Below are 21,325 nucleotides of genomic sequence, written 5' to 3' on the forward strand. Positions count from 1 at the left end.
GTTCCCCCGACGCATTTCGTCCGCGGATCGCTCAGGGCGCGTCCTGGACGTAGTAGTGCTTCTCCGCCCCGGCCCGACCGGTGCCGACGACGTCCACGGACGAAGAGTCACCGGTCGCTCCCCCGGCGACGCCGACCTGGTCCGTGCCGAGATCGACACCGCGACCACCGTTCAGGGGCGAGCCGGTGTCATCGTCATGGTGGACGACACCACCGCCGGCGGCGTTGTCGACCGGAGACTCGACGTGCGCGCGGCCACTGGCCACGACCGTCGTCCCATCGGTCGTCACCGTCACCGCCGCGTCGTTGCCGGCTGCCGCTCCCGAGACCGTCACCGGACCCGCGGGTCCGCGGTCCGGGGCCTTGATCGGTTGCTGGGCCACCGAGGCGGCCCGGCTGTCGGCCTGCTCGACGGACTGCGAATCGGCGCAGGCGACCGCGGCACCGGCGACCATCAAGCCACCTGCCACAAGGGTCACCGCCACCGATCGCCGAAGTCCCCGGAGGACCTTCGAGTTCATCGCGTTCTCCTGACGTGTTCGGGTGTTGAGGGAATGCGGGACCCCGTCAGCGCCCGCACCCGGCGCCCGAGCGCTCGGGGATCGCGGCTGGCGCGGACGGGGTCCCGCCGAGCGGGGCGAGCGAGGTCCTGGTCACGCTCATAGCCCCACCCATCGGACCGGACGGATCGGCAGTCTGAGGCGACTGGCCAGCTTCACGCCCGGTGGTAGATCCATGCAGGGCGACGCCCCCCGGCGTCCAATCGCCCACATGGATCCGTTGCTCGGTTCGACGCTCGACCGTCACGGCGCGTCCGGCGTCACGAGCCATCGCGGCACGGCGTACACCGTGGCCTCGACTGCTCGTCGAGGCCGTCACAGCCTCATTGCTCAACATGGACGCTCCCGAGTTCGGTCCGAATCAGAGCCTTCAGTACTTGTTACGTACGTCGATGCGCCGATGTTGCAGTTCTTGGAGAAATATCGAAAAGGTCCCGCAAACACATCACTGAGACGTGTTTGCGGGACTTTGTCTCCGAGTCAGCAGCCCTCAGCGCACCTCCGTCGTCGAGCTCAGCTCCTCGACGACACCCTCGTCGCCGGCGTCGACCGAATAGTCCGAAGCCGAGGTGGCGTCCTCACCGTCCGGCACGTTGAGCGCCCTCAGGATCGGGGTCAGGACGACGACCACGATGAGGTTGAGCAGGAACGCGGTGAGCGCGATGTAGATCGGCGTCTCCGTGCCCGGGAACGGCGCCAACGGTCCACCGAAGTGCTCCTGCGTGGGCGAGGAGACGCCGTACGCGACGATCGTCCCGTACGCCATCCCGACCGCCCAGCCGGCCAGGACCGCCCAGCGGTGGAACCACCGGGTGTAGAGGCCGACGACGATCGCCGGCAGCGTCTGCAGGATCCAGACACCGCCGAGCAGCTGCAGGTTGATGGCGTACGACTTCGAGAGCGCCAGCACGAAGATCAGCGCCCCGAACTTCACGACCAGGGACACGATCTTGGCCTGCTTGGCCTCGTCCTGCGGGGTCGCGTCGGGCTTCAGGTATGCCTTGTAGATGTTGCGCGTCCACAGGTTCGCGGCCGCGATCGACATGATCGCCGCCGGCACCAGCGCACCGATGATGACGGCCGCGTACGCGACGCCCGCGAACCACGCCGGGAACTGGTCCTCGAAGAGCTGCGGGATCGCCAGCTGCGGGTTCGGCGGGTCGCCGACCATCACCCCGGCCGCGAGGGCGACGAACCCGAGCAGCGCCAGGAGCCCCAGCAGGAACGAGTACGCCGGCAGCAGCGAGGCATTGCGGCGGATCACGTTGCGGCTCCGGGTGGAGAGGACGCCGGTGATCGAGTGCGGGTACATGAACAGCGCCAGCGCCGAGCCGAGAGCCAGGGAGGCGTAGGCCCACTGGCCGGCCGCCTGCGTCGGGAACAGTGCCTTCGGGGCGGCGTCGCCGGCGGCGATCGCGTCGGCGTTCTCGGTGTTGAACGTGTCGAAACTGTTCTGCACCGTGTCGAAGATGTTCCCCCACCCACCGAGCTGCGACGGGATGTAGATGATCGCCACGATGATCACGATGTAGATCAGCGAGTCCTTCACGAACGCGATCAGCGCCGGCGCCCGCAACCCGGAGGAGTACGTGTAGGCGGCCAGCACCCCGAACGCGATGAAGAGCGGCAGGTCACGGATGAACCAGTTCGAGGAGTCGCTCTGCAGACCCATCACCTCGAGCACGACCTCCATGCCCACCAGCTGCAGCGCGATGTAGGGCATCGTGGCCAGCAGGCCGGTGACCGCGACAGCCAGACCCAGGGACCTGGACCCGTAGCGCCCGACGACGAAGTCGGCCGGGGTGACGTAGCCGTGCTTGTGCGAGACCGACCACAGCTTCGGCAGGAACGCGAAGATCAGCGGGTAGACGAGGATCGTGTAGGGCACCGCGAAGAACCCGACCGCCGAGCCGGCGAACAGCGTCGCTGGGACCGCGATGAAGGTGTACGCCGTGTAGAGGTCACCTCCGATCAGGAACCAGGCCACGAACGTACCGAAGCCGCGCCCACCCAGACCCCACTCGTCGAGGTTGTCCATCGACTTCGCCCGGCGCCAGCGCGCGGCGGAGAAGCCGAGGATCGTGACCAGCAGGAAGAGGAAGGCGAAGACGGAGACTGCTACCGCACTCACTGGCCACCCTCCTTCCACGGACGCCCGGCGGCGGCACGGTCACGCCGGAACGCGGCCTTGGCGACGAAGTAGGCGAGGGTCGTGAACAGGACCGAACAGGGGATGAGGACGAGCTGGAACCAGAAGTAGAACGGGAATCCGGCGAACGTCGGATCCTCCTTCGCGTACAGCGGCACCGCGAGCGACGGCGCTGCTGCCGCGAACAGGAGGACCCCGACAAGGATCCACGAGCCCTTGGACGAGGACGGCATGGGTCACCTCCGAGATCTGTCGAAGTGGGGTTGGACGACCTGTGACCTTGGTCACATTCAAGTGCCGTGTCCAGCCCAATTCGACCGACACGACGACGAACGGTCGATCTGCCGGGACGAGCGGTCGAATCGCCTGCCGAGCAACGCCTTCAGGGCTAGCCTGCAAGGTGATCCTCCCCCTCGGCACAGGAGCGCCCCATGACCACTGAAGTCCCCAGGATCGACCGGCGCCGTCTGCTCGGCGCTGCAGCAGCCGGCACCGTGGCGGCGCCGCTTCTCACCGGTTCGGCGGGCGCCTCGACCGAGCAGGTCTCACCGCTGGGTGGCGGCGAGGCGGTCAGGACCGGCGCCGAGCGAGCGGCCGGCGACGGCTGGTCGGTGCTGTCGGGCGATCGGGTCGGCATCATCACCAACCCGACCGGCGTGCTCCGCAACCTGCGCAACATCGTCGACGAGATGCACGAGTCCGGGACGGTCCGGATCGCCGGTGTCTTCGGACCGGAGCACGGCTTCCGCGGCACGGCTCAGGCGGGCGGCTCGGAGGGCACCTTCGTCGACGAGCGCACCGGGCTGACCGTCTATGACGCCTACGGCGCCAACGTGGCGAAGATGACCGAGCTGTTCACGACCGCTGACGTCGAGACCGTCGTCTTCGACATCCAGGACGTCGGCTCCCGGTTCTACACCTACATCTGGACGATGTGGACGGCGATGCAGGCAGCCGTGGCGACCGAGAAGCGCTTCGTGGTCCTCGACCGCCCCAACCCCGTGGGCGGGACCGCCCGCGGACCGATGATGACCGCGGCGTACACCTCGGGCGTCGGCGCCCGCGAGATCGTCCAGCAGCACGGGATGTCGGTCGGTGAGCTGGCCCGGTTCTTCGACGGGGAGTTCCTCGAGGAGCACGCCGGCGGGCGGCTGGCGCAGCTCGACGTCGTCCAGGTCTCCGGATGGCGGAGAAGGACGTTGTACGCCGACACCGGGCTCGACTTCGTCCTGCCGAGTCCCAACATGCCGACCCCCGAGACCGCGCTGGCCTACCCCGGCACCTGCATGTTCGAGGGCACCAACCTGTCCGAGGGGCGAGGCACCACCAAGCCGTTCGAGCTGATCGGGGCGCCGTTCGTCGACCACCGCTGGGCCGCGGCGCTGGAGGAGGCGAACCTTCCGGGCGTGACGTTCCGGGAGGCGTACTTCAACCCCTCGGTCAACAAGTTCGCCGGCCAGGTCTGCGGCGGAGTACAGGTCACGATCCGGGACCGCGACCGCTTCGACCCCGTCCGCACCGGCGTCGAGATGCTGGTCACCGCCAAGGCCCTCTACCCCCAGTTCGCCTGGCGCCAGGACTCCTGGGACACCGCCCGGCCGTTCTGGATCGACAAGCTCACCGGCTCGACGAGGCTGCGTACGCAGATCGACGCGGGCGAAACCGGCGACGAGGTCGAGGCGGCCTGGCGAGACGAGCTCGCCGCCTTCAACTCGACCCGTCGCCAGTATCTGCTCTACCGCTGACCTCGCCCACCCGGCGAGGTCAGCGGAGAGCGGCGGTGGCGGCTGCGAGCGCGGTGACGCGGTCCCAGTCGCCGGAGGCGAGCGCGTCGGCGGGGGTGAGCCAGGAGCCGCCGACGCAGCCGACGTTGGCGAGGCCGAGGTAGCTGGGAGCGGTGGCGAGCGAGATGCCGCCGGTGGGGCAGAAGCGTGCGTCGGGGAGCACGGACGGCAGCGAGCCCAGGTACTTGGCACCACCGGAGGCCTCGGCCGGGAAGAACTTCATCGCGGTGTGGCCGGTCTCGAGCACCGCGAGGGCCTCGGAGACGGTGGCGGTGCCGGGCAGGAACGGCAGGCCGGTGTCACGCATCGCACCGAGCAGCGTCGGGGTGGCACCCGGCGAGACCAGGAACTGGGCCCCGGCCGCGGCGGCCTCCTTCGCGAGCACGGGAGTGGTCACGGTGCCGGCGCCGATCAGGACCTCCGGCACCTCCTCGGCGATGGCCCGGATCGCGTCGAGCGCCACCGGCGTACGCAGGGTCAGCTCGACCACGGGCACGCCGCCCTCGGCGAGGGCGCGGGCCACGGGCACCGCCTGGTCGACGGAGTCGACGACGACGACCGGGATCACCGGGGAGAGGTCGAGCAGATGGGTGGAGGTGAGGTCAGACATGAACGGGGGTCTCCTGGGGCGAGGCGCTCTGCTGAACGGGAGCGAAGGGGAAGACGGACGCGCCGGTGTCGGCGGAGCCGACGGTGGCGCGGAAGGCGGAGAAGAGCTCTCGGCCGGTGCCACGCCACTCGGCGTCGAGCGGTGCCCGGCCGGTGGTCGGGCGGTGCGCGAACTCGTCGGCGTCGACGCCGATGCTCAGTGTGCCCGCGACGGCGTCGACGGTGATCAGGTCGCCGTCCTGCACGCGGGCGAGCGGCCCACCGAGCGCGGCCTCGGGGGTGAGGTGGATGGCCGCGGGCACCTTCCCCGAGGCGCCGGACATCCGGCCGTCGGTGACGATGGCGACGTGCTGGCCGCGGTCCTGCATCACCCCGAGCGCCGGGGTGAGCTTGTGCAGCTCGGGCATCCCGTTGGCCGCGGGGCCCTGGTAGCGCAGCACCGCGACGAAGTCACGACCGTCGAGGCGCTTCTCGGAGAAGGCGGTGAGGAAGTCGGCCTGGTCGTCGAAGACGATCGCGGGGGCGGAGACCACCTGGTGCTCGGGCGCGACCGCCGAGGTCTTGATGACGGCGGTGCCGAGCTCGCCGGTCAGCACCCGCAGACCACCGTCGGGTGAGAACGGGTCGTCGGCCGGGCGCAGCACGTCGAGGTCGCCGGAGACCGGGGCGCCCTCGACCAGCTCGATCTCGCCGTCGCGGGTGAGCCGCGACTCCTGGGTGTAGGCCGACAGCCCCGGCCCCAGGATCGTGGTGACGTCCTCGTGGAGCAGCCCGGCCTCGAGCAGCGTGCGGACCAGGAAGCTGACGCCACCGGCCGCGTGGAAGTGGTTCACGTCGGCGGAGCCGTTGGGGTACATCCGGCTGAGCAGCGGGACCACCGGCGACAGGTCGGAGATGTCGGACCAGGTCAGCTGGATCCCGGCGGCGCGAGCGATCGCGACCAGGTGGAGGGTGTGGTTGGTCGAGCCGCCCGAGGCGAGCAGCGCGACGCAGGCGTTGATGATCGACTTCTCGTCGATCATCTCGCCCACTCCCGGACCGCCGGTGAGCGCCAGCTCGGTGGCACGGGCGGCGGCGGCGCGGTTGAGCGCGGCCCGCAGCAGGGTGTCCGGCGAGGCGAACGAGGAGCCCGGCAGGTGCAGGCCGAGCACCTCCATCAGCAGCTGGTTGGAGTTGGCGGTGCCGTAGAAGGTGCAGGTGCCGCGGGAGTGGTAGCTGGCGGCCTCGGCCTCGAGCAGCTCCTCGCGGGTGGCCTCGCCCGCTGCGTACCGCTGTCGGACGCGGGCCTTCTCCTTGTTGGGGAGCCCCGAGGACATCGGGCCGGCCGGAACGAAGACGGTCGGCAGGTGACCGAACGAGAGGGCCCCGATCAGCAGGCCGGGCACGATCTTGTCGCACACGCCGAGCATCAGCGCGGCGTCGAACATGTCGTGCGAGAGGGCGATCCCGGCCGACATCGCGATCACGTCGCGGGAGAAGAGGGAGACCTGCATCCCGTCGCGGCCCTGGGTGATGCCGTCGCACATCGCGGGTACGCCGCCGGCGACCTGCGCCAGCCCGCCGGCCCGCATCACCGCGGCCTTGAGGAGAGGCGGGTAGGTCTCGTAGGGCGCGTGCGCCGAGAGCATGTCGTTGTAGGAGGTCACGATCGCGACGTTGGGCTTCGCCGCAGGGGTGATCACCTTGAGCTCGGCCTTCGTCGGCGCGGTGGAGGCCGCGAAGCCGTGGGCCAGGTTGCTGCATGCGAGCCGGCCGCGGGCGGGCCCGGTCGCGCGGGCGGAGGCGATGCGGGCCAGGTAGTCGGCCCGCGTGGCTGCGGAACGCTCGATGAGACGCGCGGTGACGTCAGCGACGGTGGGGGATACGGCAGTCACGGGTCCTCCAAAAGACAGTGTGCTTTCGCACACCTTGACACGATCTTTGGATCGATACAAGTAAATCTTTGGTACATGAAAGACATAAGGGGCGTACGCTTCACCCCATGCCCGAGATGACAACCGCCGCCGACGTCCTCGCTCTGGTGCGCTCCGGGCGCGCCCTGACCCGCAGCGATCTGCAGAAGACGACCGGTCTGTCGCGTACGGCTGTGGTCTCCCGGGTCTCGGCTCTCGTCGACGCCGGACTGATCCTCACCGGGGAGGAGCTCGCCTCCACCGGTGGCCGGCCGCCGGGCTCGCTGACCTTCAACGCCGACGCCGGGGTGGTGCTGGCGGTGGCGATCGGGCGCTCACGCAGCCAGCTCGCCGTCTTCGACCTCGACGGCCGCGAGCTCGCCGGCGACACCCGTGACCACGAGGTCGGCATCTCCGCCGACGACCTCATGCCCGACGTGACCGACCGGCTCGAGCGGCTCCTGGAGGGCATCGAGCCGCCGGTGCTCGGCGTCGGGATGAGCCTGCCCGGCGTCGTCGACCCCGTCCGCCTGGTCTCGGTCGACTCACCGGTGATGCGGGGTTGGGACGGCGTCGCGCTCGACCCCTACTTCGACCGGCTCACCGACGGACCACTGGTTCTCGTCAACGACACCGACGCGCTGGCCACGGCGGAGCTCTTCGGCAGCGGGCTGCACCCGCGGGACGCGCTCGTCGTGAAGGCGTCGACCGGTCTTGGCCTGGCGGTCATCGCCGACGGCCAGGTGCTGCGCGGCCACGCCGGGGCGGTCGGCGAGATCGGCCACACCCGGGTCGAGTCCGCCGGCGAGCGCCCCTGCCGGTGCGGTGCCACCGGATGCCTGGAGACGGTCGCGGCCGGCTGGGCGCTGACCCAGGGCCTGGTCGACTCCGGCGTCTCCGCCGGCCACATCCGCGACCTGGTCGCCGCCGCGCTCGCCGGTGACGCCATCGCCCGCGGCCTGCTGCGCGAGGCCGGTCGCCAGCTCGGCGAGGTGCTGGCGATCGCGATCAACCTGCTCAACCCCGAGGTGGTCGTCATCGGTGGCGACATGGCGGGTGCCTTCGACCTCTACACCGCGGGCGTACGCGAGACCGTCTACTCCCGCTCGACCGCCCTGGCCACCCGCGACCTGACCTTCGTCCCCTCCACCCACGCCGACTCCACCGGCATGGTCGGCTGTGCCGCGGTGGTCATCAACCACCTGCTCTCGCCCGAGCGCCTCGACGCCCACCTCGACGCCGTCGCCAAATGATCCCTACTTCGCTCCGACCGTGAAGGCGGCCTCCACCTCGGCGTAGACCGAGATGTCGTCGGGATCGAAGGCCAGGTCGGGTGCGCCCGAGCCCGACTTCCGGGCTCCGGCGGGGGCCATCTCCATGTCCATCGCCGCCGACGCGTACGCAACCTGGTGGCTGATACCGACGTCGTTGATGCTCCGGACCGCGACCGGGCCGAGGTCGAGCGCATCGGCGTAGTCCTGCGCGCGCACCTTGGCCTGCCGCACCGCCTCCTGGCGTACGTCACGCTCGACCTTCAGCCGGCTCTCCTTGGTCAGCTGCCACGAGACGTGGTCGACCCGGAGACCTTCGTTGCCCGCGGTGCGGCCGACCCATGTCGCCAGCGCCTTGAAGTCGACGAACTCCGCCCAGAGACCGACCGTGGCACGGTGCACCAGCGGCAGCTGCTTGCCGTCCTTGTGCCAGGGCCGCTCAGCCGAGGTGCGCGCCCGCTGGATGACGAGCCGCTTGATCGCGCCCTCCTGCTCCAGCCGCTCCAGCTCCGTACGCACGCCGTGCAGCCCACGCCGCAGTTGCTCCATCACCGGCTCCGGCGCGGGACCGTCGAATCGGATCTCGGCGGACACCACCCCTCGCTCCGGCGCCACCTCGACAGTGTGCGACCCGCGCACCTTGATCAGGATTTCGCTCATGTCAGGAAACGTACGCCCGACGTCCTATCCTCACCACGTGAACGCAACCAGCCGCCTGCGCCAGATGACCGGACGCGACCCGCACGAGGAGCATCGGGCCGCGACTCCCTTGGAGCTGCTCTTCGACCTCACCTTCGTCGTGGCCTTCGGCATGAGCGGCAACGAGCTGGCCCACCAGCTCGCAGAAGGCCATATCGTCGCGGGGATCGTGGCGTTCTGCTTCGCCTCGTTCGCGATCTGCTGGGCGTGGATCAACTACTCCTGGATGGCCTCGGCCTACGACACCGACGACTGGGCGTTCCGGCTGCTCACGATGGTGCAGATGGTCGGCGTGATCATCATGGCCCTCGGCCTGCCGGAGATGTTCGAGAGCGTCCACGAGGGCGAGCGGCTCCACAACGAGATCATGATCGCCGGGTACGTCGTGATGCGGGTCGCGCTCTGCGGCCAGTGGCTTCGTGCCTGGCGCCAGGACCCGGGCCGACGCGGCGCGCACCGGGTCTACCTTGCTTCCGTCCTCGGCTCGCAGGTGCTCTGGTGCGTCATCGCCATCCTGCCGCTCGACGTGGCGACCGCGTTCGCGGCGATGATGGTGCCCCTGGTGATCGAGCTGTTCGGACCGTTCATCGCCGAGCGCCACTTCGGTGGCACTCCCTGGCACGCCGACCACATCGCCGAGCGCTACGGCCTGCTGACGATCATCACTCTCGGCGAGGGCGTGATCGGCACCGTCGCGGTGATGTCCGCGATCGTCCACGAGCCTGAGCTGGGATGGAGCCTTGAGGCGATCCTGCTGCTCGCCGCCGGTATCGGCCTCACCTTCGGCCAGTGGTGGACCTACTTCACGATCCCCTGGGCCACCATGCTCGAGCGGCGGCGTGACCGCTCGTTCCTGTGGGGCTACGGACACATCCTGCTCTTCGCCGCGATCGCGGCCACCGGGGCCGGCCTGCACGTCGCCGCCTACCTGCTCGAGCACGAATCCAAGCTCGGCGAGGTCGGCACGGTCGTCTCCGTGGCACTCCCCGTCGGGGTGTACGCCTTGGTCCTCTACCTCCTCTACAACCTGTTCATGCACGTCATCGACCCGTTCCACATCCTCCTGGTCGCCCTCACCGCCGTGGTGCTCGTCGCGAGCGTCGCGATGGCGATCGCGGGCGTGCCGGTGGCCTGGTGCCTCGTCGTCGTCGCCCTCGCGCCAGTCGTCACCATCGTCGGCTACGAGGCCGTCGGACACCGCCACCTGGCCAGCCACCTCGACGCCCTCTGACCTCACCGGTCACATGAGCAGGTGCCCCACACTCGAGAGCGTGGGGCACCTGTCGTTGGCGGACATCAGGGCTTCGGGTCGGGGCCGGGCTCGCCGTCCTCGGACTCCTCGACCTCGTCGATCTGCTCGGCGGTGACGGTGTGTTCGTCGTCGCCGGCCGCGAGGATGCCGTAGAGCTTGCGCCGGGTGTCGGCGAGGACATCGGCAGCGGCCTGGCGCTGGGCGTCGGTGCCGGAGGTGGCGAGCTGCCACACGGCCGGGAGGACCTGGGCGAGCTCGCCGCCGAGGACTCCGAAGCCGGCCAGGTCACCCAGACCACCTGGACCACCACGGCCGCCGCGACCCTGGCCGCGGGCATTGTCGACGGCCTTGTCGAACGGCGTCCAGACGCCTGCCAGCTCGTCGGCGTGCTCGGTGGCGTAGGTCTTGCCGGCCTCGGTCAGCCGGATCGCCCGGCGGCCGTGCTCGTCGTCGGACTCCACGAGACCCTCGTCCTCGAGCTGCTGGATGGTCGGGTAGACCGAGCCGGGGCTCGGCCGCCACTCACCCGAGCTGCGCTCGGAGATCTGCTGGATCACCTGGTAGCCGTTGATCACCTGGCCCTGCTCGGCCGCCTCGGCCATCACATAGATGATCGCGGAGCGTACGTCACCACGACGGACCCGGGGACCGGGTCGCTGCGGGGGCTGGTTCTCGAAGCCGAGCAGCGCCGCGATCCACGGCGGCGGACCAGCCGGTCCACGACCGCGACCGTGGTGGCCGCCCTGCCAACCGGGACCGCCAGGTCCGCCCCAACCGGGACCGCCCTGCCAGCCATGGGAGCGGCGCGGGCCGCCCTTGCCGAACTCTCGACCCATCTGGTCGATCCACTCACCCCAAGGGTTGCTGTTGTTGTACGTCATCAGGTTTCTCTCCAACTTTCGGAAGACTAGATCGCGTTCCTTCGCGATATATCGTGATCTTACGCCGGAGATCAGAGCGATTCAAGTCAAAAGCAAGGGAGCCCCCGAAGATCCGGGGGCTCCCTGAGCCAGACCCTGAGGGTCGTGAGTGCGATCAGACGCCGGGCGTCTGCGGCGGCGTCGGGTTCTGAACGGTCGGCGCGGCAGCCGAACGCGCGCCGCTTTCGGCCTGGAGCCGCTCCAGCTGGCGGGCGGCAGCCTCGCGACCGCCGAGACCGAAGGCGAGCGCCGCAGCAGCGGCACCACCGACGACCACGGCACCGAAGCCGAGGTTGATGATCGAGTCGGCGAGACCCATGAACTTCAGCCCGATCGCGACGAAGAGCACGATCGTGGCGTACTTCAGGATCTGCGAGGCCGACCCGGGCACGAGCTTCGCGATGACACCGGCGATCACGACGCCGGCGGCGATGATCGCGCCACCGAAGATGACCTTGCCACCGAGCTCGAGAACCTCGCTGATGAAGGCAGTGATCTGCGGGAACTCCAGCATCTGCGCCGCCATCACGGCGAAGAAGAGCACGATGCCGATCTGGATCACCTTGGTGATCGCCGGAGTCGCGCTCTGACCGGCAGGCAGCACGTCCATCGAACGGAGCGCGTTGTCGAAGCCGAGGCCGTCGATGATCTGGCCCAGGATGTCAGCGGCGAAGCGGGCGATGAGCACGCCGATGCCGAGCAGGATCGCGGCGGCGATGAGCTTCGGGATCGCAGCCAGGATCATGTTGAGCATGCCCTCGGCAGGCTCGGAGATCGAGCTGATCCCGAGAATCTGCAGAGCGGCGATGGCCACCACGATCATGATGATCGCGTAGAGAACGAGACCGATGACCTTGACGATCTGCGCGGCGGTGCCCGCGGGCGCAGTCGGTGCGTCGTACGGGTCGGCGGTGGTGTCGACACCCACCGTCGCGTCGACCTGGCCGGAGAGCTTGCTGCCACTGCCGATCCACTTGTCGAACGGGACCGCACCGAGCGCGGTCTCGACGAGCTGGCGGACGACCTTGGCGACGAGCGCGCCGACGATGAAGACGAAGACCGCACCGATGAGGTTGGGCAGGAAGCCCATCACACCGTCGAGCAGGCCCTGGATAGGCGTCAGCACGGAGCTGAGCTCGAACAGGTCCAGCAGCGCGATCAGACCGAAGAGCCACACCAGCAGGGCGGCCACGGAACCGAGGCTCTTGCCGATGCTGTCGCCGTCATTTCCAGCCTTCTGGAGCACCGGGATCTTCGAGGTCAGCTTCGCGAACGCCCAAGCGACGATCTTCGCGATGATCCATGTGACGACGAGGATGACGATCGCGGCGAGCACCTTGCTCCCGAGACCCACCCAGTCGATGTCCTTCACGGCATCCATTTGTCTCTCCCCTCAATAGGGTTCAGTTGAGAAGGTGCCTGAGATCGACGAGCAGCCCGAGTGATGCACGCAACAGGCACCTCTGCTTCCAGAGACGTTCGTCCAGATGGAGCCACGACGCAAGTTTGGCGCTCCATAGGACGCAAATAAGCGATTCCTTTACAAGACAAGGATTTCGTGTTCGTACGCGTCAAACACGTGTTATAAGCGCCTTTCAGGGCCCTGTGTCAGTAGCGCATGTAGTTCCGGGTCATCTGCACCGGAGCTCGGGTCAGCGGAACCAGGCGCACCCGTCCGCACGCATCGGTGGAGCGGCGTACCGTGGCCCACTTCCACCCGCTGGTGCGCGACCAGGCGCTCACGGTGCCGACCTTCGAGCTGCCCAGAAAGACGTTCATCTTGCCCTGACCGGGGCCCTTGAACACGCGGACGCGAACCCCCTTGGCGCAGTAGGCCCCATTGCTGCGCTGCGTGCCGAAACGCGTCGACACGTAGGCGACGGCGGGGCTGTCGGCGGACCCGTCGAGGTGCAGGCCGGAGATCAGGTTGGGCTGGCAGCACCATGACCACGTCTCGGCGGCCCGCATCGGGGCGTGCGCGCAGCGCCAGCCCGTCCATGCCGAGGTCAACCCCGCCGCGTCCTTGGCCCGAACGCGGAAACAGTCGACGGCACCGGGGTCCAGGCGACCTCGGACCGAGGTCCGGGACGGGTAGAGCCACGTGCTGGAGCCGTCCGCCCGCCACACATAGCCGGCCGCGCTCATCTTGGCTCGGCGCGTCGGGGAGGTGCTCCACGGTGCGCTCTTCCGCTGCACCTGGAACCCGGTGACGCCCTGGTCGTCACTCGCTGCGTACGAGAACGCCGGGGTCCACTGGATGAGCCCTTCGGTCTTCACCGGCATCCACGTGGAGATCGTGGCCTTGGTGATCCGGGGCGCGGTGTTGGCAGATGCCGGAGCGGCGGTGAGCAGAGTGGCACCGAGAAATCCGAGGATCGCGAGGGCGAGAAGACGGGTCGAGCGACCCGGACGGGGATACATCTGAAGAACCTGCCTGGGGGAAGGCACGAGGAGTGCCGGGCGACGCTGACGAACATTCAGCGGACGTACCCTAGCGGGTATCGCGACCGCTGCCGTCCGGGGTCCGTGATCGCGTCAGGAGACCAACCAGGCCGCATACGCATCGAAGGAGTAGGGCCGGCCGAGGAAGTCGGCGACCAGGTCGGCCGCGTCCTTCTCGCCGCCGCGGGCGAGCACGAGATCGCGGTAGCGGCCCGCCACCTCGGGATTGAACAGGTCGTCCCGGTCGAAGGCGCTGAACAGGTCCTTCGCGATGACCAGCGACCACATGTAGGTGTAGTAGGCCGAGGAGTAGCCGCCCAGGTGGCCGAAGTTGGCGAAGAAGTGGGTGCCCTCGAGATAGGGGTAGGGAGAGTACGCCGCCTGGAGCTCCTCGAGCCGCTTGGTCAGGTCGTCGGGCTGCTCCTTGTGGAACCAGTAGGAGATAGCGGCGTAGAACATCTGCTGCCGTGCGTGGTAGCCCTTGCCGAAGTCGTCCGCGGCCCGCATCCGCGCGACCAGGTCGGCCGGGATCGGCTCGCCGGCCGCGTTGGTGGCGAAGGTCTGGAGTACGTCGGCGTCCCAGGCCCACTCCTCGAGCATCTGGCTCGGCGCCTCGACGAAGTCCCACTCCGTCGCGACCCCGGAGAAGCGCGCCCACTCGCCCTGTCCGCCGAGCACGTGGTGGATCAGATGGCCGAACTCGTGGAACAGGGTCACCACGTGGTCGTGCTCCATCAGGCCGCGGGAGAAGTTGCAGACCAGCACGCCCTCGGGGAGCTGCCGGCCCTTCACCCCGGTGGCCAGGTCGAACTGCGCGGCGTGCTTGTACTTGCCCTCGCGGGGGTGGAGGTCGAGATAGATCCGGCCGAGGGGCTCGTCGCCGTCCTGTTGATAGACGTCGAAGACGCTCACGTCCTCGTGCCAGGTGACGACGTCGGAGACCGGCTCGTAACGCAGCCCGAAGAGCCGGCCGGTGACATCCAGCAGCCCCTGGTGCACCTTCGCGAAGTCGAAGAACGTACGCACCACCTGGCTGTCGACGTCGTACTTCTCCTGCCGCACCAGCTCCTCGTAGTAGAGCGCGTCGGCGGCGGAGACGGCGCTGGCGCCGGGGACGTCGCGGTCGTAGCGGTCGAGGAGCACCTCGAGGTCGCGCTTCATCCGCCCCTCGGCGGCACCGGCGATCTTGTCGATGAACTCGGGGATCGCCGGTCCCTCGCCAATCATCTTCACCGCGGCGTCGAAGGCCGGCCAGTCGTCGTAGCCGACCAGGTTGGCCAGCTCGTGCCGCAGCGCGAACATCTCCTGCAGAACCGCTTCGTTGTGCGGCCAGCCGCGCTCGAGGCTGGCAACGGTGACGGCGCGACGGATCGCGGGATCCCTCACGAACATCCGGGCGGGAAGCGCGTCGGGGTAGTCGGTGGTGATCTCGACGAGCCCCTTGTCGTTGACCGGGTGCGCCTCCAGCCAGTCGGCCGGCATCCCGTCCAGCTGCTCGGGCGTGGCCAGGGTGATGCGTACGTCGTCCCGGGTCACCCGGGAGAACTCGAGGTTGAGCTCGGTGAGCCGTTCGTTGATCTCGGTGAGCCGGGCCCGGGTGGCGTCGTCGCGGTCGACGCCGGCGCGGGTGAAGTCCTGCAGCGTCTTCTCCAGGAGCCGTTTGGCCAGCGGGTCGAGCGAGTCCGTCTGGTCGGCAGGAAGGTCCGCGAACACCCGGTAGAGCGCCTGGTCCTGGGTGAGCTCGGTGCGCAGCCGGTCGACCTCGACCTCGGTGTCCTCGCACGCCGTACGGACCGCCTCGACGGGGTGCACGTTGGCGAGCAGGCCGGCCAGGCCGCCGAGCGAGCCGAGCTCCAGGGACAGCTCGTCCCAGGCCTTCAGCACCTCGATCGCCGCGCTCGGCGGCGCGGTCCGCAACTTCTCGGCCAGCTCCCGCACGTGGGTCAGCGTCGTGGACGTACGGTCCTTGACCCAGCTCTCCGCGGCTTCGGTCTCGGGCAGGGCAAGCGGCTCTGGCGTCATGCGGCAAGCCTGCCACGACCTGAAACGCTTCGCCGCCGAGATCCAGCGAAGCGTTGGATCAGGTCCGAGGCTCAGTCGTCCCAGGAATACTCGTTCGGGAAGCGGTGGACCTCCTGCGGCCAGTCGAGGCAGACCGCCACCTTGCCGGCCCAGTAGCGCGCAGCCTCGTCATCGGCCACGTCGATGACCGTGAAGCCGCCGATGTGCTCCTTGGTCTCGACGTAGGGACCGTCGGTGAAGACGGCCTCGCCGTCGTCCGCCTCGACACTGAAGAGGGCGGTCGAGGCGTCGATCCCGCCATTGGCGTAGACGAAGACCCCGGCGGCCTTCATCTCGTCGAGCACGGCCTTCGAGGCGATGCTCTTCTCGCGCAGCTGGTCCGTCGTGTGCTCGTCCACCCACTCGTCGTTGAACGCGATCATGTACTCGGGCATTCGTTTCGTCTCCTCGTCTCCGGGGCAGTCCGGTGACCGCCGCTCACTCCTTCTACGAACGCACCTGCGCCGATCCGACAGCGTAGGAAGAAATTCGTTCAACTTCGTCCGAGCTGGTCCCGGCGTCTGGTCAGCAGCGCGACCTCGGCGGCGTTCTCGGCGAGCTCGATGGCCTTGTCGTACGCCGCCCGCGACTCGCCGCTGCGGCCGAGGCGGCGCAGCAGGTCGGCTCGAGTGGCGTGAAAGGCGTGGTAGTCGTCCAGGCTGGATCCCAGGTGCCGGTCGATCTCGGCGAGCGCGACCTCGGGGCCGTCCAGCTCGGCGACGGCGATCGCCCGGTTGAGACGGACGATCGGCGAGCCGTCGACCCGGATCATCTGGTCGTAGAGCGCGACGATCTGGGACCAGTCGGTGTCGCGGGCGTCGCGCACCGAGGTGTGGACTGCGTTGATGGCGGCCAGGATCTGGTAACGCCCGGGCCGGGGGCCGCCGTTCGCGACGACCTCGAGCCGCTCGCGCACCAACGCGTGGCCCTCGGCGATCAGCGCGAGATCCCACGAGCCGCGGTCCTGCTCGTCGAGCCGGACCAGCTCGCCGGTCGCCGAGATCCGGGCCGTACGCCGCGCCTCGATCAGCAGCATCAGGGCCAGCAGGCCGGCGACCTCGCCGTCGTCGGGGAGCAGCGCACGGACCAGCCGGGTCAGCCGGATGGCCTCGAGGGTCAGGTCGCCGCGTACGGGATTCTCGTGGTCGCCGGAGGATAGGTAGCCCTCGTTGAAGACCAGGAAGAGGACCGCCAGGACGCCCGAGACCCGCTCGGGGAGGTCGGCCGCCTCCGGGACCCGGTAGGGGATGTGGGCGGCCTTGATCTTGTTCTTCGCGCGGGTGATCCGCTGGCCCATCGTGGTCTCCTGGACCAGGAAGGCGTTCGCGATCTCGGGCACGGTCAGGCCGCCGACCATACGCAGCGTCAGCGCGATCCGCGCCTCGGGTGCGAGCGCGGGGTGGCAGCAGGTGAACAGCAGTCGGAGCCGGTCGTCCTCGATGGCGCCGAGAGGCTCGTGCGGGGTGTCATCGTGCATCGCGACGGCCTCCTTCTGCTTGTCGTCACGCTTGGACTCGCGGCGGATCCGGTCGATCGCGCGGCGGTTGGCGGTGGTGGTGAGCCAGGCGCCCGGGTTGGGGGGTACGCCATCGAGCGGCCAGCGCTCGACTGCGACCGTGAACGCCTCGGCCGCGGCCTCCTCGGCGATGTCGAGGTCGCCGAAGCGCTTGGCGAGGCTGGCGACCACCCGGGCCCATTCCCCCTGGTGGGCTCGGGTGATCGCCTCGTCGATATCCGTCAACAGCGGTTCACGCCTCGGGGCCGGTCTGCATCGGGCGCACCTCGACCTTGCCGAGGCAGGCCGCGGAGGCCTCGGCGGCAAGCTTGAGAGCGACATCGAGGTCGGGGACATCGATGATCCAGAAGCCAGCCATGTACTCCTTGGCCTCTGCGTAGGGGCCATCGGTGATGACCGGCTTCTCGCCCTGACCGTCGACGACGGTCGCAGTCTTGGCGGCATCGAGGCCGTCGGCGAAGACGAAGTAGCCCTCCTGCTGGAGCTTGTCGTTGAACTTCCCGGTCGCCTCGAACGACTTCATCATCTCTTCCTCCGAGGCGTAGCCGTAGTTCTCCTTCTCGTAGTCCGAGTCGGGACCCCAGACGGACATCAGGTACTTGGCCATGGTGCTCACTCCTTTGTGTCGGACGGCCTCGGTGGCCGCCTCTCACCCTTGCTACGAACGTCTACACCTCGATCCGACACCTCTCATCGGAATTTCTCCAGGTAAATTCATTCGCTTAGCATGGGTAACCATGTCGAAGGCCCCGCAGAAGTGAGCATCGCCGACAAGCTCAGAGGTGCCGTCGCGGACACGCGCCCCCTCCAGGAGCCGCACTTCCGGCGCCTGTGGATCGCCGGGATCATCACGATGATCGGCGCCCAGCTCACCGTCGTCGCGGTGCCGGCCCAGATCTACGCGGACACCGGCTCCTCGGCGTACGTCGGGCTGACGGGTGTCTTCGGACTCGTCCCGCTGATCGTCTTCGGCCTCTACGGCGGCGCGCTCGCGGACCACTTCGACCGGCGTACGATCCTGATGGTCTCGACCACCGGGCTGATCGGCACCAGCGCGCTCTTCTGGCTCCAGTCCGCGCTCGGCAACACCAACGTCTGGCTGCTGCTGTGCCTCTTCTCGGTCCAGCAGGCCTTCTTCGCGGTCAACCAGCCGACCCGGAACTCGCTGCTGCCCAAGATCCTGCCCGCGCACCTGCTCCCGGCCGCCAACTCGCTCAGCATGACGGTCTTCCAGGCCGGGGCGATCGCGGGACCGCTGGTCGCCGGCGTGATGCTGCCGTTCACCGGGTTCACCTGGCTGTACGCCATCGACACCGTCACCCTCTTCGCGACCCTCTACGCGGTCGTGCTGCTGCCGAGGATCCCCGTCGAAGGCGCCGGCTCGAAGGTTCCCGGGCTGCGTTCGGTGTGGGACGGGTTCGCCTACCTGCGCCATCAGCCGGTGCTGATGATGAGCTTCGTGGTCGACCTGATCGCGATGGTCTTCGCGATGCCGCGGGCACTGTTCCCGCAGATCGCCCACGAGTCCTTCGGCGGCCCCTCTGAGGGCGGGATCGCGTTCGCGCTGCTCTTCGCGGCCATCCCGGCCGGCGCGGTGATCGGTGGGATCTTCTCCGGCTGGGTCTCGCGGATCGAGGCTCAGGGCCGCGTCGTCATCTACTGCATCGGCGTGTGGGCCCTCGGGATCACCCTGTTCGGGCTCACCGTCGCGTTCGCCGAGCTCGCCGTTGACAAGCGCAGCACTGCCCTGATGCTGGGCCTCGCCGTGCTCTTCATGATGGTCGCCGGCGCCGCCGACGTGGCCTCCGCGGCCATCCGGATGTCGATCCTCCAGTCGGCGGCCGACGACAACGTACGCGGCCGGCTGCAGGGGGTCTTCACGGTCGTCGTCGCGGGTGGCCCGCGGGTGGCCGATGTCCTGCACGGAGGCGCGGCGGCCGTGGTCGGCACCGCGATCGCGACCACCGGCGGTGGCCTGCTCAACCTCCTCGGGATCGCGCTGTGCGCGCTACTCGTCCCGAGCTTCCTCGCGTACCGGGTCAACCGGACCGCGCCCACCGAGAACGAACTCGCGAAGTAGCCCGGCGAGCAGCTCGGGCTGGTCGATCGGCACCAGCGTGGAGGAGTCATTGACGATCTCCAGCCGCGCGTCTGGATAGTGCGCCGCCAGGCGCGGGCCATGCTCGGCGGGCATCATCGTGTCCTGATCGGCCCAGACCACCAGCACCGGCTTGGTGAACTTCTGCTGCCCCTCGGCCAGCTCGAGCAGCTCGTCGCGACCAGGAGCGCCGCCGGCGAACTTGATGAAGTCGCGGCGGATCGCCCGGTCGGTCAGCGCCGGCGCGAACCAGCCGTGGACGAGGTCGTCGTAGAGGTGGTAGCTCTTGTCGACCGACATCCCGCCGTAGCCGGAGCTCATCTGCCGGAAGCTCTCCATGCGGAAAAGCTGCAGCGCGGCGGTGAAGAGCGGCGGCATCTTCGAGAGCACCGCCAGCGGCTTGGCCGCCTTGGGCGGGTAGTTGTCGAAAGCCTCGCACGCCACCAGCGCCAGCCGCGCGATGCGGTCGGTGCGGTCGGCGTTGATGAGGAACTGGCCACCGCCCCAGTCGTTGAGGACGAGAGTGACGTCGTGGAGGTCGAGCGCGTCGAGGAAGTCGCCGAGGATGCTCGCCACACCCTGCTGGCTGAGGTCCGCGTCGGGCCGCATCGGCCGCCGGTGACCACCCAGCGGCAGCGTCGGCCGGATCACCCGGAAGCCGCCGAGGTAGGGCAGCGCACGGCGCCACAGACGGCCGTCCATCGGCACTCCATGGAGGAGTACGAGGACAGGACCGTCACCGCCGGTATCCTCGAAATCGATCGGACCGGCCGACAGCTCGACGCTGGGCATTCAGTGGGCTCCTCGAAGCAATGACGTGGGGTGCCCACACCTTGCCCCCCGGGGAACAGGCGTGCAACGGGAATCGCCCAATTCCCTACGCATCTGGGTATATCGCAGGTCTTAAGTCCCTGAGCCACTAGGGCCGTGTTATACGCCCCAGGGCTTCCCGGCGGACGCCGACGGGAGGCGCTCAGAGCCCGACGGGCAGGTCCTCCGCGGCGGCGAACGCCTCGATGCCCTTGGCCGGGCCACGCTCGTCGATCGTCTCGATCAGGGCGGCGAGGTCGTCGCGGCGGTCCTGCGAGACCAGCCAGGCCATCAGGCGCTGGCCACGCGGGACGGTGGTCTCCTCGAAGGGGACGCCGGCGTCGTACCAGAACTCGAGGACGGCGCCACGCAAGAGCGACCAGTAGCGGTCGGGGTCCTCGGTGGTGGGGTTGACGGCCGCACGGAAGTGCTCCCACATGTCGATCGGGAGGATCTCGGTGCGCAGCGTACGCATCAGCTTCGCCGAGCCCGAGCCGGCCACGAGCTCGACGGTCTGGCGCTTGGTCGTGATCCGCTCGAGCAGGTTGGCGATCTGGGCGCGCTTCTGGGTCGCGGAGGAGAAGTCGGAGCGGACCCGCCAGTCGTAGACGACGTCGGTCAGGATGTCGAAGTTCCTGGCGGCCAGGAACGCCTGGGTCAGGGCCACCTGGTCCTGATAGCGGGTGCGCTCGGGGAAGGTGATGTCGTTGTCCGCCCAGAAGGAGCGCCGGAAGATCTTGTTCCACACGAACACGTCCGCGAGCATCAGCGGGGCGTCCTCGATCCGGCACCTGAGCCGTGTCCGGGTGTGGTTGCGGCGCATCAGCGGGGTGACGTACCTCCGCTCCTCGCCGTTCACGAGGGTGACCCGCTCGGCCGAGCCGACGACGAAGTCGGAGCCCGTACGTCGCAGCGTCTTCACCATCGAGCTCCAGGCGTCGCGGGGCAGGATGTCATCGGGGTCGACGAAGGTGAGCAGGTCACCGGTGGTGGCCTCGATCCCGGTGTGGCGGGCGATGGAGACACCGGAGTTGGGCTGGGAGATCAGCGTGACCCGAGGATCCTTCGCGGCGATGTCCTTGACGATCTCGGCCGACCCGTCGGTGGAGCCGTCGTCGACGACGACCACCTCGATGGCACAGACCTCACGCAACGGCTGATGAAGGATGCTGTCGAGGCTCTCGGCGACGTAGTCGGCCACGTTGTAGACCGGCACGACGACGCTGAGCAACCTCGGCTTCCTCCTTCTGAATCCCCCCACGC

The 21,325-nt window shown here is 68.8% G+C and carries 19 protein-coding genes; 4 read left to right on the top strand and 15 right to left on the bottom strand.

The window, feature by feature from the left end:
* Positions 1-31: 31 nt before the first annotated feature.
* From ACFX43_RS02300 to ACFX43_RS02310, 3 genes are all read right to left on the bottom strand, one after another.
* The gene (locus ACFX43_RS02300; RefSeq protein WP_378816508.1) at positions 32-520 is read right to left on the bottom strand and encodes a hypothetical protein; all 489 of its coding nucleotides are present in this window, start codon (positions 518-520) and stop codon (positions 32-34) included.
* A 529-nt stretch (positions 521-1,049) separates the two neighbouring features.
* Complete coding sequence (gene mctP, locus ACFX43_RS02305) at positions 1,050-2,690, bottom strand: monocarboxylate uptake permease MctP (RefSeq protein ID WP_378816511.1); 1,641 nt, start codon at positions 2,688-2,690, stop codon at positions 1,050-1,052.
* Entirely contained in the window at positions 2,687-2,941 is a 255-nt protein-coding gene (locus tag ACFX43_RS02310; protein ID WP_355229061.1) for a DUF3311 domain-containing protein, read from the bottom strand. Before ACFX43_RS02310 ends, mctP begins: the two co-directional genes overlap by 4 nt.
* Before the next feature lie 198 nt (positions 2,942-3,139).
* Here ACFX43_RS02310 and ACFX43_RS02315 point away from each other — a divergent pair, with 198 nt between their 5' ends.
* Complete coding sequence (locus ACFX43_RS02315; RefSeq protein ID WP_378816513.1) at positions 3,140-4,453, top strand: exo-beta-N-acetylmuramidase NamZ domain-containing protein; 1,314 nt, start codon at positions 3,140-3,142, stop codon at positions 4,451-4,453.
* 19 nt (positions 4,454-4,472) lie between these two features.
* Here the strand turns inward: ACFX43_RS02315 and eda are convergent, their stop codons facing one another.
* Together eda and edd are read right to left on the bottom strand one after the other, a co-directional pair.
* Complete coding sequence (gene eda / locus ACFX43_RS02320) at positions 4,473-5,102, bottom strand: bifunctional 4-hydroxy-2-oxoglutarate aldolase/2-dehydro-3-deoxy-phosphogluconate aldolase (protein ID WP_378816516.1); 630 nt, start codon at positions 5,100-5,102, stop codon at positions 4,473-4,475.
* Positions 5,095-6,975, bottom strand: coding sequence for a phosphogluconate dehydratase (gene edd / locus ACFX43_RS02325; protein WP_378816517.1), 1,881 nt, complete (start codon positions 6,973-6,975; stop codon positions 5,095-5,097). Before edd ends, eda begins: the two co-directional genes overlap by 8 nt.
* A gap of 107 nt (positions 6,976-7,082) precedes the next feature.
* Here edd and ACFX43_RS02330 point away from each other — a divergent pair, with 107 nt between their 5' ends.
* Entirely contained in the window at positions 7,083-8,246 is a 1,164-nt protein-coding gene (locus ACFX43_RS02330; RefSeq protein WP_378816520.1) for an ROK family protein, read from the top strand.
* Positions 8,247-8,249: 3 nt separating this feature from the next.
* On the opposite strand, the gene ACFX43_RS02335 is transcribed toward ACFX43_RS02330, so the two are convergent.
* On the bottom strand, positions 8,250-8,924 hold the full coding sequence (locus ACFX43_RS02335) for an SIMPL domain-containing protein (protein ID WP_378816523.1): 675 nt from the start codon (positions 8,922-8,924) through the stop codon (positions 8,250-8,252).
* Positions 8,925-8,961: 37 nt separating this feature from the next.
* Here ACFX43_RS02335 and ACFX43_RS02340 point away from each other — a divergent pair, with 37 nt between their 5' ends.
* Complete coding sequence (locus tag ACFX43_RS02340) at positions 8,962-10,194, top strand: low temperature requirement protein A (protein WP_378816525.1); 1,233 nt, start codon at positions 8,962-8,964, stop codon at positions 10,192-10,194.
* 65 nt (positions 10,195-10,259) lie between these two features.
* On the opposite strand, the gene ACFX43_RS02345 is transcribed toward ACFX43_RS02340, so the two are convergent.
* The 7 genes from ACFX43_RS02345 to ACFX43_RS02375 all read right to left on the bottom strand — a co-directional run bounded on the left by ACFX43_RS02345 (position 10,260) and on the right by ACFX43_RS02375 (position 17,761).
* Complete coding sequence (locus ACFX43_RS02345; protein WP_378816526.1) at positions 10,260-11,096, bottom strand: PadR family transcriptional regulator; 837 nt, start codon at positions 11,094-11,096, stop codon at positions 10,260-10,262.
* Between the two features lie 154 nt (positions 11,097-11,250).
* Positions 11,251-12,516, bottom strand: a complete 1,266-nt coding sequence (locus ACFX43_RS02350; protein WP_378816528.1) for a mechanosensitive ion channel — start codon at positions 12,514-12,516, stop codon at positions 11,251-11,253.
* 227 nt (positions 12,517-12,743) lie between these two features.
* Positions 12,744-13,556: a hypothetical protein gene (locus ACFX43_RS02355; protein WP_378816530.1), complete on the bottom strand. Its 813-nt coding sequence runs from the start codon at positions 13,554-13,556 to the stop codon at positions 12,744-12,746.
* A 114-nt stretch (positions 13,557-13,670) separates the two neighbouring features.
* Positions 13,671-15,599 carry a M3 family metallopeptidase gene (locus ACFX43_RS02360; RefSeq protein WP_378816532.1) on the bottom strand — a complete coding sequence of 643 codons (1,929 nt, stop codon included), beginning with the start codon at positions 15,597-15,599 and terminating at the stop codon, positions 13,671-13,673.
* A gap of 71 nt (positions 15,600-15,670) precedes the next feature.
* Positions 15,671-16,033, bottom strand: coding sequence for a YciI family protein (locus tag ACFX43_RS02365; protein WP_378816534.1), 363 nt, complete (start codon positions 16,031-16,033; stop codon positions 15,671-15,673).
* Positions 16,034-16,131: 98 nt separating this feature from the next.
* Entirely contained in the window at positions 16,132-17,379 is a 1,248-nt protein-coding gene (locus ACFX43_RS02370) for an RNA polymerase sigma factor (RefSeq protein ID WP_378816536.1), read from the bottom strand.
* A gap of 7 nt (positions 17,380-17,386) precedes the next feature.
* Positions 17,387-17,761: a YciI family protein gene (locus ACFX43_RS02375; RefSeq protein WP_350662949.1), complete on the bottom strand. Its 375-nt coding sequence runs from the start codon at positions 17,759-17,761 to the stop codon at positions 17,387-17,389.
* A gap of 120 nt (positions 17,762-17,881) precedes the next feature.
* Here ACFX43_RS02375 and ACFX43_RS02380 point away from each other — a divergent pair, with 120 nt between their 5' ends.
* Positions 17,882-19,234: an MFS transporter gene (locus tag ACFX43_RS02380; RefSeq protein WP_378816538.1), complete on the top strand. Its 1,353-nt coding sequence runs from the start codon at positions 17,882-17,884 to the stop codon at positions 19,232-19,234.
* Here the strand turns inward: ACFX43_RS02380 and ACFX43_RS02385 are convergent.
* Both ACFX43_RS02385 and ACFX43_RS02390 read right to left on the bottom strand, forming a co-directional pair.
* Complete coding sequence (locus ACFX43_RS02385) at positions 19,163-20,044, bottom strand: alpha/beta fold hydrolase (RefSeq protein ID WP_378816541.1); 882 nt, start codon at positions 20,042-20,044, stop codon at positions 19,163-19,165. The two genes, ACFX43_RS02380 and ACFX43_RS02385, sit on opposite strands and share 72 nt — an antisense overlap.
* A 181-nt stretch (positions 20,045-20,225) precedes the next feature.
* Positions 20,226-21,293, bottom strand: coding sequence for a glycosyltransferase family 2 protein (locus ACFX43_RS02390; protein WP_378816543.1), 1,068 nt, complete (start codon positions 21,291-21,293; stop codon positions 20,226-20,228).
* Between the last annotated feature and the right edge of the window lie 32 nt (positions 21,294-21,325).

This window comes from Nocardioides sp. YIM B13467, from assembly GCF_042788075.1.
Classification (GTDB): Bacteria; Actinomycetota; Actinomycetes; order Propionibacteriales; family Nocardioidaceae; genus Nocardioides.